The organism is Rhodococcus aetherivorans (genome assembly GCF_011058165.1).
In the GTDB taxonomy this organism is placed as follows: Bacteria; Actinomycetota; Actinomycetes; order Mycobacteriales; family Mycobacteriaceae; genus Rhodococcus; species Rhodococcus aetherivorans.
This window is the reverse complement of the sequence record NZ_JAALEG010000019.1, coordinates 1-16,343: the sequence shown is the minus strand read 5'-3', so window position 1 is coordinate 16,343 and position 16,343 is coordinate 1. Positions and strand designations below refer to the sequence as shown.

General features: G+C 63.3%; 12 protein-coding genes and 1 pseudogene. 3 read left to right on the top strand and 10 right to left on the bottom strand.

Annotated elements, in window-relative coordinates:
- Positions 1–181: 181 nt before the first annotated feature.
- On the top strand, positions 182–1,207 hold the full coding sequence (locus G6039_RS10445) for a competence protein CoiA family protein (protein ID WP_152103899.1): 1,026 nt from the start codon (positions 182–184) through the stop codon (positions 1,205–1,207).
- Between the two features lie 27 nt (positions 1,208–1,234).
- On the opposite strand, the gene G6039_RS31060 is transcribed toward G6039_RS10445, so the two are convergent.
- The 7 genes and pseudogenes from G6039_RS31060 to G6039_RS10415 form a co-directional block, all read right to left on the bottom strand.
- Positions 1,235–1,369: a hypothetical protein gene (locus G6039_RS31060; protein ID WP_255326725.1), complete on the bottom strand. Its 135-nt coding sequence runs from the start codon at positions 1,367–1,369 to the stop codon at positions 1,235–1,237.
- Positions 1,366–1,473, bottom strand: a pseudogene (locus G6039_RS10440) (magnesium chelatase subunit ChlI family protein); the annotation flags it as partial. The pseudogene G6039_RS10440 and the gene G6039_RS31060, both read right to left, overlap by 4 nt.
- Before the next feature lie 57 nt (positions 1,474–1,530).
- A complete protein-coding gene (locus G6039_RS10435) occupies positions 1,531–2,412 on the bottom strand; it encodes a hypothetical protein (RefSeq protein ID WP_043796989.1) in 882 nt (293 codons plus the stop codon).
- 326 nt (positions 2,413–2,738) lie between these two features.
- Positions 2,739–5,840 carry a type I restriction endonuclease subunit R gene (locus G6039_RS10430; protein WP_043796990.1) on the bottom strand — a complete coding sequence of 1,034 codons (3,102 nt, stop codon included), beginning with the start codon at positions 5,838–5,840 and terminating at the stop codon, positions 2,739–2,741.
- A complete protein-coding gene (locus tag G6039_RS10425; RefSeq protein WP_235193997.1) occupies positions 5,812–6,678 on the bottom strand; it encodes a GIY-YIG nuclease family protein in 867 nt (288 codons plus the stop codon). The genes G6039_RS10430 and G6039_RS10425 overlap by 29 nt, the downstream gene beginning before the upstream one ends.
- Positions 6,679–6,740: 62 nt before the next feature.
- On the bottom strand, positions 6,741–8,066 hold the full coding sequence (locus G6039_RS31055; RefSeq protein ID WP_152103898.1) for a restriction endonuclease subunit S: 1,326 nt from the start codon (positions 8,064–8,066) through the stop codon (positions 6,741–6,743).
- A complete protein-coding gene (locus G6039_RS10415; protein WP_043796993.1) occupies positions 8,063–10,039 on the bottom strand; it encodes a type I restriction-modification system subunit M in 1,977 nt (658 codons plus the stop codon). Before G6039_RS10415 ends, G6039_RS31055 begins: the two co-directional genes overlap by 4 nt.
- Before the next feature lie 268 nt (positions 10,040–10,307).
- Between G6039_RS10415 and G6039_RS31050 the strand changes: the two genes are divergently transcribed.
- A complete protein-coding gene (locus G6039_RS31050) occupies positions 10,308–10,868 on the top strand; it encodes a hypothetical protein (protein WP_161780424.1) in 561 nt (186 codons plus the stop codon).
- Positions 10,869–10,951: 83 nt separating this feature from the next.
- Positions 10,952–12,025, top strand: a complete 1,074-nt coding sequence (locus tag G6039_RS10405; protein ID WP_161780425.1) for an FRG domain-containing protein — start codon at positions 10,952–10,954, stop codon at positions 12,023–12,025.
- Positions 12,026–12,148: 123 nt separating this feature from the next.
- Here G6039_RS10405 and G6039_RS10400 read toward each other — a convergent pair whose 3' ends face one another.
- The 3 genes from G6039_RS10400 to G6039_RS31410 all read right to left on the bottom strand — a co-directional run bounded on the left by G6039_RS10400 (position 12,149) and on the right by G6039_RS31410 (position 15,636).
- Positions 12,149–12,772 (bottom strand): hypothetical protein, encoded by a 624-nt coding sequence (locus G6039_RS10400; RefSeq protein WP_043796999.1) that lies wholly within the window; start codon positions 12,770–12,772, stop codon positions 12,149–12,151.
- Between the two features lie 234 nt (positions 12,773–13,006).
- Positions 13,007–15,184 carry a bifunctional DNA primase/polymerase gene (locus tag G6039_RS10395; RefSeq protein WP_051445977.1) on the bottom strand — a complete coding sequence of 726 codons (2,178 nt, stop codon included), beginning with the start codon at positions 15,182–15,184 and terminating at the stop codon, positions 13,007–13,009.
- A complete protein-coding gene (locus tag G6039_RS31410) occupies positions 15,181–15,636 on the bottom strand; it encodes an HNH endonuclease (RefSeq protein ID WP_373867496.1) in 456 nt (151 codons plus the stop codon). Before G6039_RS31410 ends, G6039_RS10395 begins: the two co-directional genes overlap by 4 nt.
- Between the last annotated feature and the right edge of the window lie 707 nt (positions 15,637–16,343).

The following is a 16,343-nucleotide window of genomic DNA, read 5'->3' as shown; positions in this document are numbered from 1 at the left end:
CGCCTGCATCTCTTATTTCTTCGCACATGTCTTACGTGCGCGGTGATCGGTCATCGGCGCGCAGCACAATCGTTATTGGCGCTGACGACCAGATCGCGGCATATCGGGAATGTCGTACCCGTTCGTCATACTGCGTAAAGGCGACGGCAACTCCTTCAGAGCCGCGCCACTGGAGGTACGGATGAGCACCCTGGCGCGACTCGAAGGCACGACCGTGGACCTCTCGGCTCTCACGCCTGCGGAAATGGCGCGGATTGGTGAGCTCCACGGCAACATCGACAGAGGCGACCACACCCTCGAGTGTATGGAGGCGGGCGGTGGAGAGATGTTCATTCGTCGACGCGGTGACAGGTACTTCGCAGTGCACTTCTCCGGCTCGGGTTGCAGCGCTACTCACGACGTAGCTCCCGAAACCGACGAGCACAAACGCCAGAAGGAATACTGGTGCCGGGCGGCTGATCGCGTGGGCTACGAGGCTGTCCCCGAGTACAAGACAAACGGGGGGACTCGCGTCGATGTCTTGGTTAAGGGCACGGTACTGGTCGGGGCCGAAGTGCAGCATTCTCGTCTGAAGCTCACCGCGGCACGTAGCCGGACGACGAAAACCGCGAATGCTGGCATCGTGCCGCTGTGGACGTCGGATTCGCAACGGGAGCCGACCTGGCTGCACAAAATCCCTTCAATTCGGGTGAACGACACAGACTGGTCAGCGGGGATGCCACCGGCAGGCACTGCAACCGCCACGGCACTTCGCGAGATCGAAATGACGCGGTGCGACTGGAGCGGATTCCAGAAGTGCCCCGTCACCGGTGGGCGACCCTGCGGCGACTGGCATCCCAAGCTCGTTCCACTACTCGGAATAACTTTGGACGACGCGATCGCAGGGGCCGCGAGCGGAAACTTGCTCCCCATCGTCGACCGATCGGGACACGTGTACATCGTGCCCCAGCGCGACCGAGACAAGCTCCGTCAAGAAGGTGAATGCGACTGGAGTCCTACGTGGCAGCAGCAGCAGAAACCGGACCCGAAACAAGATCGCAGGACTTGTGAGGCGGCGATTCACAGGGGCATCGCGGTGTCACAGACCGCGATCATTGGCCCCGTGCACGGTCCCGCTCCGCTCTGCCCGGTTTGTCGTTTTCCCCTAGACGGTGCCGCCACTGGTCTCTCGATGCACCATGACTGCGCTCGTACCCAGATAATGTGACCACTCTTCGCATGCAAGAAGCGTGAGCTAGCCACAGGCGGGAACTGCCGCGACGTTAACCACACCGAGAGCATCGACGACCGCCCACAACGACCGCGACGCCCCCTGCTCGACGGTCGACAGATTGGTCGAGGCCAGGCGCTCGTCGTCGTGTCCGCTCATGCGACACCCCGATCCCGAAAGTCGAGCCCGGCGGCGACATGCGTCGCCGACGGCGAATCGGAACCATCGAGGTCGCTCAGCGTCCACGCGACCCGCAGTGCACGCCAAAGGCTGAACTGGCTCCTGACAGTTATGGACTCGCCCTCATATCACCCGACTGACTACTCCTGAGAAGGCTGTTCTGGGCACCTCGGAGCCACCTCTTGGCCCCGGTGCCTTTGCAACGCTCGAAAGGTCGTGTCGACGTACCAGTTGCCTACCTTTGTGCACGGAGTCCGGCTCTCGACGCTGGTGCTCGCTTCAACGTGCAGGACGTTGTCGTCGTCGAGGAATTGAAACCATCGCGCGTCCGCCGACAGGGCGTATCCGACATACTGCGATCCGTCGGTCAGCTTGATTGCTTCGGTGGGTAGCCACGGCCCAACGCTCGCGGTCAGACATGTTAGGACGGCAAGACCTATCGCCTCCGTCGCTTTGAGGCGGTAACTCCTCGGACCGCCCTTACGCTGAGCGCGCCAGATTTGAGCAGCCACAACCATGACGGACGCTATCGAAGCCACTGCCGTCAAGATAGTCATGCCAGTGAGCGAAACCAGTAGAAGTGTGATGACAAACGCCGGTAGCAACGCTGGCATTGCAGGCCGCTCCTCCTTGCGGGTGATTCGCCAGCGGTCAATTAGTAGGACTATGCCCCAGAACATAAGGACTGGCATCACGGGCAACACCGTCGCGAGGACGATTCGGAGGATATCGATGCTGGCGAGGAGCGCCCTCATAACCTCGGTGTCTCCACGCGACACATAGATCAACCGGAAACACACAAGCACTAGCGGGAGGAGGCCTAACACCCACAGGGGGTTGTCGCGGACCGTCTGGATAAGGCTGCTACTGACGGTCGTCGTGCGAGGCCATCTCGGCGAGAGAGGCTCTTTCGGTGCAGCTTCGGTATCGGTCGCTTCGGCGTCAGGCCGCTGGTCGTCGTGCGTTTCGGAGGTCTGCTCGTCGCCGCCGTCGTCCGGCGTCTGGTCTGTGTCGACAGTCACGCGCGGAATCTACGCGAGACGACCGACGCGCCGCCGCAGCGGCGCACCTCCGCACCGACTGTCCGTCGACCATCGCCGAGAGATACAGGCTCAGCTCGACGACGATCGCGACCGGTAGACCCACGAGCTGTTCGTCGAGAACGATGCCTTCCAGTCGGAGGGCACGGTTGCGGGTTCGCTCTCCATCAGCCGCCGGGACGCCGAGGACCGGTTACAGAGACTGGTCGAACGCGGAGTCATCGGCCGCAAACCCAGCGGCTACGGGACCTACAACCGGTACTACGCCATCGACTGACTCTCACCCGGACACCTGCAGGCGGACAGTGCTAAGCGATATCCTTCAGCCGCCGGTAGACGGCCGGTAACAACGCCTCCAGCAGCTTCTGCGACAGGCCCTGGTTGTTGAGTATCTGGGCGGACAGGTCCGCCGACGAGTCCATTGCGCCGATCACCGCGGCGAGGAACTCGCTGTGCAGATCGGGGCTTGCCGAGAACTGCTGCATGCTGTTGTTCTGCGCCTGCTGCTGCAACGTCTCGGATTCTTCGAGCCGGTCCCGGATGTGGGTGACCACGTTGCGCACGCTCGAGTCGGGGTGATCGCCGTCGAACAGATCGTTGATCTTCTCGATGACTTCCTCGAGAGCCACCATCTCCGGATCACGCACCGTCCCGGTCCCGGCCTCCTTGGCCGGTGCAAGGGCGACGTCGCCGGTGAGCTTGCCGTCGGTGGTGGCCTGCTCGTGCTGGGCGATGTAGTCGAAGTTCACGGTGGACAGGTCGATCTCGTGATTGAGCTGCTCACGGGTGATCTGCGGGGCGAGGTGGCGCAGATAGATCGACAGCTTCTCGAGCGACGGGTCCTCGTAGTCGACGATCTGGGACAGGAAGTCGTATTGGCGCAGGAACGTACCCACGTCCTTGCGGAACATCTCGAGCTCGTCGAGCGCGACGGTGTCTCCGGCCTCGGTGGCGGTGCGTTCCCGGTCGCGGAACCGATCCCTCGCCGGGGTGATCCACTTGGTCAGCGCGTTGTTGCCCTTGTCGGCGAGGTAGTCGGCGACCAGGCCGTCGATTTCGGAGTCGAGGTAGACTCCGGCGGCGTCGAGCTTGGCCATCGTGGTGTGCACGATGTTCGGGTCGGTGACATCGGCGAGGGTGGTGGCCTGGTAGTACGGCTCGAACGCCTCGACGATCTCCTCGGCGGTGTTGGCGAAGTCCAGCACGAAGGTCTGGTCCTTGCCCGGGGCGGTGCGGTTGAGCCGCGAGAGGGTCTGCACCGCGGCGACGCCGGAGAGCTTCTTGTCGACGTACATCGCCACCAGCAGCGGCTGGTCGAACCCGGTCTGGAACTTGTTCGCCACCAGCATCACCTGGTACTCGTCGGTGGCGAAGGCCTCCCGCAGATCACGTCCCTTCAGACCCGGGTTCATCGACGTCTCGGTGGCCTTCTCGACGCCCAAGTCGAGGTCGGTGACGTCGCCGGAGAACGCCACAAGCGCGGCGACGTCCGTGTAACCGTGGTTGGCGAGGTAGGTGTCGAAGGCGAGCTTGTAGCGCACTGCCGCCTTACGCGAGGAGGTGACTACCATGGCCTTGGCGCGGCCGTCGAGCCGCCAGGCGACGTTCCCCCGGAAGTGCTCGACGATGATGCCGACCTTCTGGGAGATGTTCGTCGGGTGCAGCTTGACCCAGTTCATCACCGATTTGATCGCCGCCTGTTTGTCCACCAGCTCGCCGTCGGTGCTGCCGGTGACCGCGACGGTGCCCGCGGCCGCCGTGGTCTCCGACTCGTAGGAACGGCCGTTGTGGGTGAGCCGGAACGCGGTCTTGTAGGGGGTGTAGTTCTTGAGCACGTCGAGGATGAAGCCCTCCTCGACCGCCTGCTGCATTGAGTACAGGTGGAACGGCTGTGGCGTGCCGTCCGGGCCTTTCCGGCCGAACAGTTCGAGGGTCTTGTTCTTCGGGGTGGCGGTGAACGCGAAGAACGACAGGTTCTTCGCCTGCGCCCGTGCGGTCATCTCCGCCGCCAGGACATCCTCGGCATCCACGGTGCCGCCGTCGGCGAGTTCATCGATCTCCGTGGCCGTCAGGGCCGATTTCAGACGCTTAGAGGCTTCCCCGGCCTGAGATGAGTGCGCCTCATCGGCGATGACCGCGAAGTTCTTCCCCTTCAGTTTGGCCTGGTTGCGGATCAGCTCAAGCGCGTAGGGGAAGGTCTGGATGGTGACGATGATGATCTTCGTGCCGCCCTCGAGGGCGTCGGCGAGCAGCTGAGACTTCGAGCTGCCCAGCCCGTCGATGTGCGCCACCACACCGGGAGTGCGATCAATTTGCCGGATCGCCTCCTGCAACTGCGCATCGAGAACGTTGCGGTCGGTGATGACGATGACCGAGTCGAACACCGCCGAGCTTTCCTCGTCGTGCAGCACGGACAACCGGTGCGCGAGCCACGAGATGCTGTTGGTCTTGCCAGAACCGGCGGAGTGCTGGATCAGGTAACGGTGTCCCGGTCCCTCGGTGCGGGCCGCGTCGATCAACTTCGTGACTGCCTCCCACTGGTGGAAGCGCGGGAACAGCATCGTCTGCTTGCGACTCTTTTTCCCCGAGACCCGATCGATCTTCTCGGTGATCTGCAGGTGCATGAACCGCCCGAGGATGTCGAGCCAGGTGTCGCGCTGCAGGATCGTCTCCCACAGGTACGCAGTCGGTGAGCCGATCGGATTCGGAGGGTTGCCCGCGTGCGCATTGTTCCCTCGATTGAACGGCAGGAAGACCGTGTCCTTGCCAGCGAGCTTGGTGGTCATCTGCACTTCACTGTTGGACACGGCGAAGTGCACCAGGGCTCGGGAGCCAAACGCCAGCAGCGGCTCCCCCTTCGGCAACCTGTCGTGCTTGTACTGCAGGACGGCATCGGTGATGTTCTGCGTGAAGTCGGTCTTGAGCTCGGCAGTCGCCACCGGGATACCGTTGACGAAGAACACCAAATCGATGCTGTTGTTGTGCTTCGTCGAATAGTGCACCTGTCGCATCACCCGCAGACGCACCGACTCGTACCGCTTCGCGGTGGTGGCGTTGAGTGAGGTGTTCGGCCGGAACTGGCACATCGAGAACTGGGCGTTCAGGTCCTTGAACCCGCGCCTCAGCACCGACAGGGTGCCACCGTTGGCCTTCGGATCGGCGTCCAGGGCCTTCACCAGGGTTGTGAGCACGCCCTGCCGAGCTTTCGTCACCGCTTGTCCGGTCAGGTCCGGCTTGACCCGCTTCGCGAGCTGCTCCGGTTGCGTGTCGGCCAGCCATCCGAACACGTCCTCCGGGAACAGCGCGAGGTCCCGGTCGTAGCCGGCGTCGGTCGGCGAGTACAGCCAGCCGTGCGCGGCCAGGTACTCGCAGAGCTCGGTCTCAAAAGCAGACTCGTGATGCTGGGCCATCAGCTCTCCAGTCCTCTGTCGTGGCGGCCAACGTCTGCGCTTCCAGATCATTGATCGACTGGCCGTCGGCATTGCGCCAACTGATTCGTCCGTTGTTGCTGCCTCCAACGACCACGCTCCCGGCAGCGGACGGGCTGGAGAACAAGTGATCCTTGAGAAACACCAGTTCGGTGTCACTCAGCCGGATAATTCCGTCAGCGTGTAGCGCATCGCGCTGCCGACCTATGCTGGCCGGAGCGGACGGTCGTAGCTCGGGGCGACCCCTCGAACCGGCGAGCACGAGCAGCCCTTCCGGAGTCTGATAGCCGGTCGCATCACACTTGCGCTCCCGGAAAAACAGCCACACCGGCTCCGCCTCCGCACTTAGGTCGACGGCAGACTCGGGCGGACGTCGCTGGACCGGTTCGAGTACTGGAGCGCCGAGGGTGGCGAGTAGCACCGCTATGGTCTCCAGAAACTCCTGACAATCGGCCTCCAGAGGTTCGGGCGTGTGCGGATTGGAGGCCTGATTGCCGTTGAGCAGGATGTACCGATCCGCGCCGGTGGCCCGGTTGAGCGATAACCACTCCAGGTACGCGACGTGGGTGGAGGTCCACTCGTTGGTCAGTGAGACCGCCACAAGTGCCTTCGTCCAGAAGTCCTTCGTCCCGGTGTGCTGCTGCAACCGCACACCGACATTCCCGGACTGCCCTATGTAACACCGTGCCGTCTCGTCCTCCCCCGCCCCGATTAGGTAGTAGACCCCCACTTGTCCCGCCTCGGGCCGCTTCAGGAACTCGCTGAGGAGCGACCGGGGCACCTCGAACACCCGGACCGTACGTGTGGTCAGATTTGCCACGCGGAGCCCCGCCGGATCGCCTGAGGGAAGATAGATCTGGATCGTTTGCGCTCGCCCCACCGCTATGCGACCGCCTGCCGCACGTCGATCTTGCCGGTCACTGCCGCGGTGATCAGCGCTGACCGGTACTCACGCATCGTCACGATGACCTCTGCGGCTTTGTCGATTAGGGAGTCAATCGTCCTGCAGCGCTCATCGAGAAAATCGACGAGGGCAGCTTGCTCTTTCTCGGGAGGAAGGGCAAGGGCAAAATTTCGGAAATCGCCCATCGAAAGGTTCTGCATGCTCGAACTGGCTCCGACGCAACTCGCTGCTATCTGCGATCGATAGGTGTCCGTCCGTGTCCAGTAGTAGATGAAGGATGCAAGCGCACCCTCGAAGCGGACCTGCCAAAGCTTATCCGATAAGTAAAGGTTCCTCGGGGCGTGCGCAACGTAGCCCGCAGACCCCACGAGTAGTGGGGTGTTTGCACGGTTGACGATCAACGTATCTTTCCGGACGGGACAAGACACCCGGGAAATGTCCTCATCGACAACCGTCTTGTTCGCAGTCGGGTTGAACCATCCCCCTGAGACACAGCTCGTCTTGAGCACGCCCACCTCTCCCGGCTCTGCGGGAATATCTGCGCCGTTAACACTTGTACCCGAGTCAATAGACACCATGACGCTTTTCAAGCGCGCAGGCACCCAATGCTGTGGAATCTTTCCCAGCCACTCGACGCCGGACTCCCTTACTCCGACGTCGGGATCGAGGCCCTTGGTGACGGCGAGCGTGATGGTGGCGGTGCGGTCCTCGCGCAGGGTGGCGATGAGCTGTTCCTGCTTGCCGATCAGCGCGTCGATCCTGGAAGTCTCGCGATCTAGGAAACCTGCGATGGCGACTTGTTCAGAACTCGGAGGCAACGGAACCCGTACTTGAGCGAAATGCTCAAGTCCCAGCGCTTGTCCGTCTCGCAATTGATTCGAGGTACTTCGTAGTTCCTGAACAAAGCCGCTGGACTTCAAAAGATGGACGAAATACCGATCGACAACTTCACGACCAGGCGTGAGGATCGTGTACGCCGGACTGATCTTCCCGGGCGCTGGGCTGTACTCGATGCCACCTTGAAAGCTTCTTAGGCTGATGACGAAGTCCCCGGCAGCCACATGCTTCAACCCCGCCTGGCCTTCGATTACCTGCACCACGCGAGTACCCCGGGTTTCCATGAACTCATCCTGATAGACGACGCCGTCGCTCTGCGACGCTGTGAGCTGCCGGTCTTCCGGATGGGCAGGTTCCCGGTGAAGTACAAAGAGTGTCTTCGGGTTGCGGATGTCCCAATGATCAGGAATTTGGCCAAGCCACTGGGTTTCGACTTCTCTATAAGTCTCATACGTCGGCCAGTTCACGCGCCGACCTCCGAGAGCATGGCCTGAATCTCGGAGACGAGGGCCCGCAGGTCCTTCTGGATTTCATCGAGCGGCCTCGGCGGCACGTACCGGTAGAAGTGCCGGGTGAAGGGAATCTCGTAGCCGATTTTGGTCTTGTCGTGGTCGATCCAAGCATCCGGCACATGCGGCAGCACCTCGCGGGCGAAGTACTCCTCGATGTCCTCGGTCAGCGGCACGTTCTCGGTGTCGCGCAGCGCCGGGTCGGGTTCGGGGTCGCCCTTGGAGTTGGTGACGATGTCGGCCTCGGGGTCGTGCTCGCCGATCGTCGACCAGATCGTCTTCACCAGCGGTGCACCGGGCCGGGTGATGCCGGCGTCGCGCAACGCCGCCTTGAGTTCGTCGACGAAGGCGTCGCGGTTCGTCCAGGTCCAGCCGACGAGGGTCTTGAGGGCCTTGCGGATCACAGCCTGCTCGCCGTCCTTGAGCTTGGCGATGCTCTTCTGCGCCAGGACCTCGTCGATCTTGTCCTCGGTCGGCTCGAACCGCAGTTGCAGGGGCCGTTCGACGGTGACGGTGGCGTAGCCGAACTCCTCGCCGCGGAGGACCTTCGAGTGGGCGGGGTGGGTGTCGGTGCCCTTCTCGTTGCGGTACCGGTCGTAGAGCCTGCAGAGGCGTTCGATGTCCTCGGGCCGCAGGTACTTGCGCTTGGAGCCGAGAGACTTGCGCATCTTGCCGAACATGTTGACGCCGTTGATCAGCTGGACTTTACCGCGGCGCGGCTCGGGCTTGTTGTTGTCGAGAATCCAGATGTAGGTGGAGATGCCGGTGTTGTAGAACATGTCTGTCGGCAGCGCGATGATCGCGTCGAGCAGGTCGTTCTCGATGATCCACTGCCGGATGTTCGACTCCCCCGATCCGGCTCCGCCAGTGAACAGCGGCGAGCCGTTGAGCACGATCGCGAGGCGGCTGCCGCCCTCACCGCCGCGGACAGGCTGCATCTTCGAGATCAGATGCAGCAGAAACAGCAGCGACCCGTCCGAGACGCGGGGCAGTCCGGGGCCGAAGCGTCCGGCGAAGCCGCGCTGCTCGTACTCATCGGTCACGACCTTCTGCTGGGTCTTCCACTCGACCCCGAACGGCGGGTTGGACAGCAGGAAGTCGAAGTGCCGTCCGGAGTGTCCGTCGTCGGTAAGGGTGTCGCCGAGGTAGATGTTGTCGACGTCCTGACCCTTGATGATCATGTCGGACTTGCACATGGCGTACGAGCGCGGGTTAATCTCCTGCCCATACAGTACCGGGCGGGCGCTGTGGTTCATCTCGATCAGGTGGTCGTAGGCCGTGGAGAGCATCCCGCCGGTGCCCGCGGCGGGATCGTAGATGGTGCGTACGGTGCCGGGCTTGGTCAGCGCGTCGTCAGCGGTGTCGAACAGGATGTCCACCATCAGCGCGATCACCTCACGCGGGGTGAAGTGGTCACCGGCCTGGGCGTTGTTCGATTCGGCGAACTTGCGGATGAGCTCTTCGAAGATGTAGCCCATATCGTGTCCGGAGACGACCTTCGGATGCAGATCGACGGCCGCGAACTCTTTGACGATCAGATACAACCGGTCCGACTTCTGTAGGTCGGCGATCAGATCGGGCATCCGGAAGCCCTCGAACACGTCGCGCACGTTCGGCGAGAACCGCTCGATGTAGTCGATCAAGTTGTCGGCGACCCCTTCCGGGTCGGACACCAACGAGGCGAACGTCCAACGAGAGGTGTTGTAGAACGGCAGCTTGAACTTGGTCTTCAGCACCACGCCGGGGTCGACCTTGAGCCCCTGCAGCTTTTTGTACTCGGCGAGGACCTGGTCCTTGGTCGGCTCGAGGATGCAGTCGAGCCGGCGCAGGATCGTGAACGGCAAGATCACGTCGCCGTACTGGTTCGGCTGGTAGGGGCCGCGGAGCAGGTTCGCGATGCTCCAGATCAGGTCGGCATTGGTCTTTGCCATGGTGATTGTAGGTCTCCTCGTCGGTCAGTCTGGATGAAGTTACCCCGGCCAAGGGGGGATGACCTCGAGCAGGCTGTACGGTTCGCCCTCAACGGTGTTGTCGGCGATCGGGGTGTCGCGTTACATGCAAGAGTTTCGGGGTCTGCTTAGCTAGGGGGCTCGCCAGCTGCCCTCGGGGTTTGCACCCTTCGAGTCGTCGATCGCCCTGTCGGTGTCCTGCCGTAACTTCGCCGCGACGACCTCGCTCGCCGACGAGAGGATTTCGCCCGTGACAGACATTGACCGCCTGCGATTCCTGTTCGAAGAACCCGAGGAGCCTCCACCGCCGGAACGCATGCCGTCGCTGATGCGACGTCACGCGCTCGAAGGTGCTCGAGGAACAGGAGCCGCGCTTGTCGCTCTCGCGACCCTCAGCGGAGTCACGGTCGCCACCATCGTTGACGGCGGCGTCGGTCTCGTCGCGATCGCGCTCGGGATTCTTGCACTCGTCACCGCATGGCTGATCAGGACTTGGGTAGTCACCGAGCGAGAGCTCCAAGGCGAGACATCGGCGAGCGCCGGCTTCAGAATTCGCGCCCGCCACTACGCGGGCTACTACGAGACTCCAAATGGCATGGGGACGATGCCCGGCTTTCGTTCGCGCTTCCATGGCGGCGATGGAGGTCACGGGGGTGACGGCGGCACCGTTGGCGGCAGCGGCACCGCGAACGGCGGCAACGGTGGTCACGGGGGTTGGCCCGGTGGAGCCGGTGGCGCAGGGGGCCGTGGCGGATTCATCGGACGCGACGGTGACGCGAACGGTGGGCACGGTGGCGACGGCGGCACCTGACTTCTCAGTTAGATTGTGTCGCTCCGCCCGTCGAGGAGACTACGAGGTCAGACATTTGGTAGATATCTCTAATGCCATCCAACGTGAGCGGAACAAATCCAGCACGGTTCCGCAGGGAGCGAGTCCGCCTCGACGAACAAGGCAAGCCGGAATCGTTTCCGGATAGCGCCGTCGAACTCGACTGGTATGCCCACCACAACATTTCCGGGAAGTTCGCATACCTCGAGCGTTTCGGCCGTATCCCGGCCCCCGAATCACTTTCTGAGTTCATCGACGTGGCCGAGCAAATCTCTGTAGCATCCGACCAGGGAATCACGGGCTGGCGGGGACAATCCGACGGCAAGTGGGGGGTCCAGACCGGCGCTGCTCGCCGTGTCCTCAAACCGTGGTCTGCTCGCGAAAGCCGCGAATATCGCGAGGTGCATGATCTCCTCGAGCGAGCGAAGATCGATACCGGCTTCAACCCTAGACGCGATCAACCACGTGATGAAGGGTGCATCGGCCATCGCGAGGACGTGGCGATGTATCAGCGGTATTTGCTCGACCAAGCACGCAAGCGGGGTTTCGATATCGTTGATGGCCGGCCGCTTTCCGATCTTTCGTTGCTTGGCATGCTGCAACACCACGGAGCTGCCACCAACTTGCTCGACATCAGCAGCAGCGTGCTTGTCGCGTTGTGGTTCGCGGCCAGCAGCAATCCGCTTGACACCGGAATTGTAGTCGCATTCGATGAGCAATCCGTGCTCTCGCTCTCGGCCAAGAGCGCTGAGAGGGAAACGCTTGAAGGTCTCATCGATTGGTTGACGAGCGAGTGGCAGCGCGAACGCGTCGGACGCTGGACGCCCAGTACCCCGACCTCGCGCGTTCTCGGCCAGCACAGCCAGTTTCTTCTCCCCCCGACGGGTGAGGAGCCGTGGGGAACTATCCCGCTGTGGGGAACTAGCGTATGGGCTTCTGACCAACGGGAATTCAGTCTCGACCACACCTTTGCGAAGGTCTTCTTTATCGCGGTGCCCCCACCGCTCAAGGATGCCGTCCGGAGAGCCGGCGAGAATGGCCTCCTGGGCTTGGACGAGGCTTCGATCTATCCCGACATCGGAGGCTTTTCACAAGCTCACAGCGCTCAGCAGACCGTTCCGCTGCTCCCTTACCTCTAGGTTGATCGCCGCCGACCTACTACATCGCTCAATCGCGCAACAGTTGCGCCCGGGAGGACGTTCCTTTAGGGCAAGGCGTCGGGTGACTCCCGCATCGAGCCGTTCCAGAGGCAGGATCGCCGCCTATCCCTCGGTAGCGACCGACTCGTCCAGCTGCTGCAGAATCTGCCCCCACATCTCGCGAGGCACGACCGCCTTCACCGCCGCGGTGATCTGCTGGAGCTGGACCATCATGTCGGCGACATCCGGATGGGAAGAGGTCTCCTGAGAGATGGCGTACAGTTTCTCCGCGGCCCGCAACCCGGTCTCGACACTCACGATGGTGTCATCGTCGACAAGGTGCGCGAAAGCCTTCTGCATGACGACCTCGAACATCGCGATCGGCGTCAGTGCGACCGCCAAGCCCTCGGCGAAGTCGAGATGGTTCTCCCGGGCCCGGCGTTCTAGGACTTCCCGATAGGTGGCCGCTGCCGCCTGCTGCACCGGGAAGTGCCGCTCGCAGTGCCGACGAACCGAGTCGACCGTGACCCTCTGCTCGCCGAACGTGGTGTCCTCCGCGGTGAGAGCCCGGACGATGCCCGCATACGACGCTCCCCGCGCCAGCATCTGGTTCACCGTCCCGCGGATTTGGTCGTCCCGGCACACCCGACAGCGCGGTTCGATCCGCGGACTGTGCGCGGATTCGACCAGTTTTATCGATCCGAGCGTCTCGTCGACGAGGTCGCCGACCACCTGTGTGTCATACATGCTGTTGTTCCTTCCGACCGGGGTGTACTCCGCTGTCACTACTTACTGCTCGTCCGCGCACCTGGACGGCACTACGCCGCACTTGACTTATGACCGGCATGCAGCGGCGGACGGACAAGCGCGGTCGTTTTTCGAAAATGGACCTGGTTCCCCTTGGTTCCCAGTAGTTCCTGCGGAACCGGTCGGAACTGGTTCCCCGGTTCCCGGGTATAGGAACCGGGAACCAGGAACCACTCACTTCGAGCACTGGAGGTTCCCCCCAGCCAGGAACCGATCCGACCGCGGATCGTCCGCTTCGCGGTACGGCTTCACCGAGCTCAGCACGTCGTGTCCGCCTCGTCCTCTCTCAGAACTGAGGAAGCCCTCACTGAGCAGCACACCGGCCGCATGCAGTCTGCTCTGCTTCTGCCCTCCGGCCAGGTCACCGGCCTTGGTCTTGGTGAGTTCGCCGGGCTGCTTCTCGATCAGCTTGCTGATGCGCTCCATGAGTGCAGTGGGGCGGAACTCCGCGGAGTCGGCGTTGGGCTCGCCGTCCTGACTTGCGCCCGGAGGATGGATGGTCACGACGGGGGGAGACGCCGTCGAGTCGATGACGACCCGGGCCGCTTCCTGGGTCCGGTCCTTCTTGTGGAAGCTGCCACAGTGCGGCCGAACGGCCCCCGGACGATCCTTGCCGACCCTCAGCACGACCTCACCACGCAGACCGCGACCCAGCGGCTGCGCAACCTCCACGGTGTAAGCGGCACCGGTGAGGCCCGCCATCTTCGACTGGCCGCCGATTGCGAAGCGGCCCCGCGAGCTGGTGTCCTTGGTGACGTGATCGATGAGCACGACCGCTGCCCCGGTCCGGGCGGCGATCGCCTTCGGTACCGCCCTGATCCACCGAGCGACCTCATCGTTGTCCTTGGTCGCGCAACCGAACACCCCGAGCGCGTCGGTAACCCCGTCAACGACGGCCAATGCGTACGCGCCCGTTAGCATCTGCTCCCATGCCCGCCGGTCCTGCAGAGTGGACGGCTGCACCTCCGGCTGGTGGTAGTGGAAGTGAGCCCTGATCGACTCCGCGGTCGCACCGAATTCGAGCAGTCGCTCGACGACGGACGACGCATCGGATTCGAAGTCGAGGTAGAGCACGTCTCGACCCTGCTTGAGCACGCGCACGCACTCGATCTGCGCGATCAGGGACTTTCCGGACTCCGATTCACCGTGGAAGCTGTGGACCATGCCAGGGTAAAGCAAGCACACACCGTCGGCGCGCTCGAATAAGGTCGGAACCAGCAGCTCCCGATCCCCGGCGAGGACATCCTCGAGGTCCACCGGCTCCCACGACGACAGCTCCGCGGAACCTTCCATGCGACTCGAAGCGACACCCTCACCGATCTCCCCCGTAACCGACCGCTCGATCCCGAGAACGCTCGACGCGTCCGTGGGCGGGGTGGCGGCCACGAGCAGCGCCGCTCCCTCGGTGAACCGCTTGAACTCCGCCTCGGCCACCCGCGGCGACCTGGTGTCCATGACCTCGGTGACGTACACGGTGAACAACTCTTCCAACGCCCGCGGGACGCCAATCCGCCCGCAAGAGTGGTACCGCATGAGGGCGAGAACGTGGTCACGGGTGGCGTCGTACCTGCTGCCTGCACCGTCACTGAGGTCTGTAAGAGCCCGCTGCAGTCTCGCGGCGACGACCGTGTCGGGTGCCCCGTCGTCTCGCAGATGGCGCAGTTCCTCGTAGAGCGCACTGTCGACGGCGGATTCGACACCGGATTGGAGCGGAGTCGAGCCGGCGAACGCTTCCTCTCGCACCGCATCCTTCGCGAGGGCGCTCACCCAGGCCTCGGGTAGCTCGGCGAGGTCCTCGACAACCGGCACCACGCCTTCCGGCAGCAGACGTCCGTCCGGCCCGAACCACCGGTATTGCTGACCGGTCTTCGGGTGGATCGACGGCCACGTGATGACGAACCGGTGATGCGGTTGAACGATCTCGACATCCCCGATCGCGGAGTCGGGGAACGCGATCCGGCTCTGGAACATCACGTCCTCAGGGGCGCGAAAGACTCTGATCCCGCTCGTCTTGTCGTCGAGCCGCGACGACGACCGGTACGTGCGCGGAAGCGGCCCCCAGCGGGTTTCGGCCTCCTTGAGCGTCTGGCCTCCTGTCTTGGCGTCGTAGGCGTCGACGTCGATGCCGACGATGCCATAGTCGAGCCGAAGACCGAGGTTGCTCGACGCTGGATGCTCTCGTGCCCACAGGCCGATCTGCGCGTCGTCCGGCCATCTCCCGTCGTGACCACTCCACCCCGCGGGCGGGGGGAACTTCTCCCTGGGCGGGAAAGGAAGCGGCGCAGTCCAACCTGCCCTCCGGTACACCGGCGCGCCGCGGGAGTAGATCGCGTCGTGGTCCGCATCGGTCATAACGCCACTGCCCTCGACACGACCCGACCCGACCGGAAGTCCGCGATCGCACGGCGGTCGGAGGCGTGGAGCTTCCTCCGGTTGCATCGCGCACAGATCGGGCGGCAATTGCCGAGGTCGTGCGATCCACCCGCGGCGACCGGGATACGGTGATCGAGCTGATCCCAAGGACCGCCGCAGTCAAAGCACCGATCACCGTGCGCCGCGATCAGTTCATCACGGTTGAACGACTCGATGACCGGCGACAGTCCGTGTCTTCGGCAGCGAGTACGGAAGCCCGCCTCCCGCCCGAGGTGAGGATGGGCACGCCGGTACTCCAGCTGGCGGCTAAGAATCTGCCCGCGCTCACGCCGGTACCGCCGACGTTCGTACTCGGCCCTACAAGCCGCGCACACGCCGCGGTAGCCAGACGGCCTACAGCGGTCCACCGCGAACTCCCGGAGAGGCCGCATAACATTGCACGCGTAACACGTCTCGAAGTCCGTAGAATCGCCGATGAAGGTTTCGCCGACCTGGTGATCCGCCCTGCCCCGTCCGGCGGGGCGGATTTTCTTTCCGGAGTTCACCGTCGATCGCCTCCTGCGAGGACAGCTTGGATCGAGTCGAGCTGTTCCTGGCTGAGTCGGGGAGCGCGTTCGACCAGCTCTTTCGCCGCCCGGTATGTCTTCTCGTCGATGTTCGGGAGCATCGCCCGCAAGTCAGGCACGGCGACCACCCGCCTGCTCCTGCTCCCGAAGCCACTGCTCTACCGCTTCGCGGCGGTAGTAGACCTTGTGCCCGATCCGCACGTGAGGCGGCCACTCTCTGCCGCCGGTCCGTCCCCTGATCTCCCCGGCCGAAGAGATGCCCATCCACTGGGCGAACCTCCGCCGCGACATCAATTCGGTATCGCCACTACTCATCGTCAATCCCTAATCGGTCAAGGGCGACCGGTGCCGAGAGGAACGGCGCTGTCCCTCTCGCTTCTTACTGCGGGAGACAGTTCAAATGAGAGCGTCCGCAGCCAAAATCGATCGCTTGCAGTAACTCGAATGGTCAAGTCCCTGGAGGTGGTGTACGACGTCGTCGCGTGATTCCTCGGGAGTGGGTCAGGCAGTCAAGGCCGGTGTCACCTCCCCGGTCTCCTCGGCGACACTGTCGGCGGGCTTGTCGGTGCGGG

Coding starts and splice junctions, on each gene's coding strand:
- G6039_RS10445 (WP_152103899.1), top strand. CDS start 182: ATGAGCACCCTGGCGCGACTCGAAGGCACGACCGTGGACCTCTCGGCT.
- G6039_RS31060 (WP_255326725.1), bottom strand. CDS start 1,369: ATGAGCGGACACGACGACGAGCGCCTGGCCTCGACCAATCTGTCGACC.
- G6039_RS10430 (WP_043796990.1), bottom strand. CDS start 5,840: ATGGCCCAGCATCACGAGTCTGCTTTTGAGACCGAGCTCTGCGAGTAC.
- G6039_RS10415 (WP_043796993.1), bottom strand. CDS start 10,039: ATGGCAAAGACCAATGCCGACCTGATCTGGAGCATCGCGAACCTGCTC.
- G6039_RS10400 (WP_043796999.1), bottom strand. CDS start 12,772: ATGTATGACACACAGGTGGTCGGCGACCTCGTCGACGAGACGCTCGGA.
- G6039_RS10395 (WP_051445977.1), bottom strand. CDS start 15,184: ATGACCGATGCGGACCACGACGCGATCTACTCCCGCGGCGCGCCGGTG.
- G6039_RS31410 (WP_373867496.1), bottom strand. CDS start 15,636: ATGCGGCCTCTCCGGGAGTTCGCGGTGGACCGCTGTAGGCCGTCTGGC.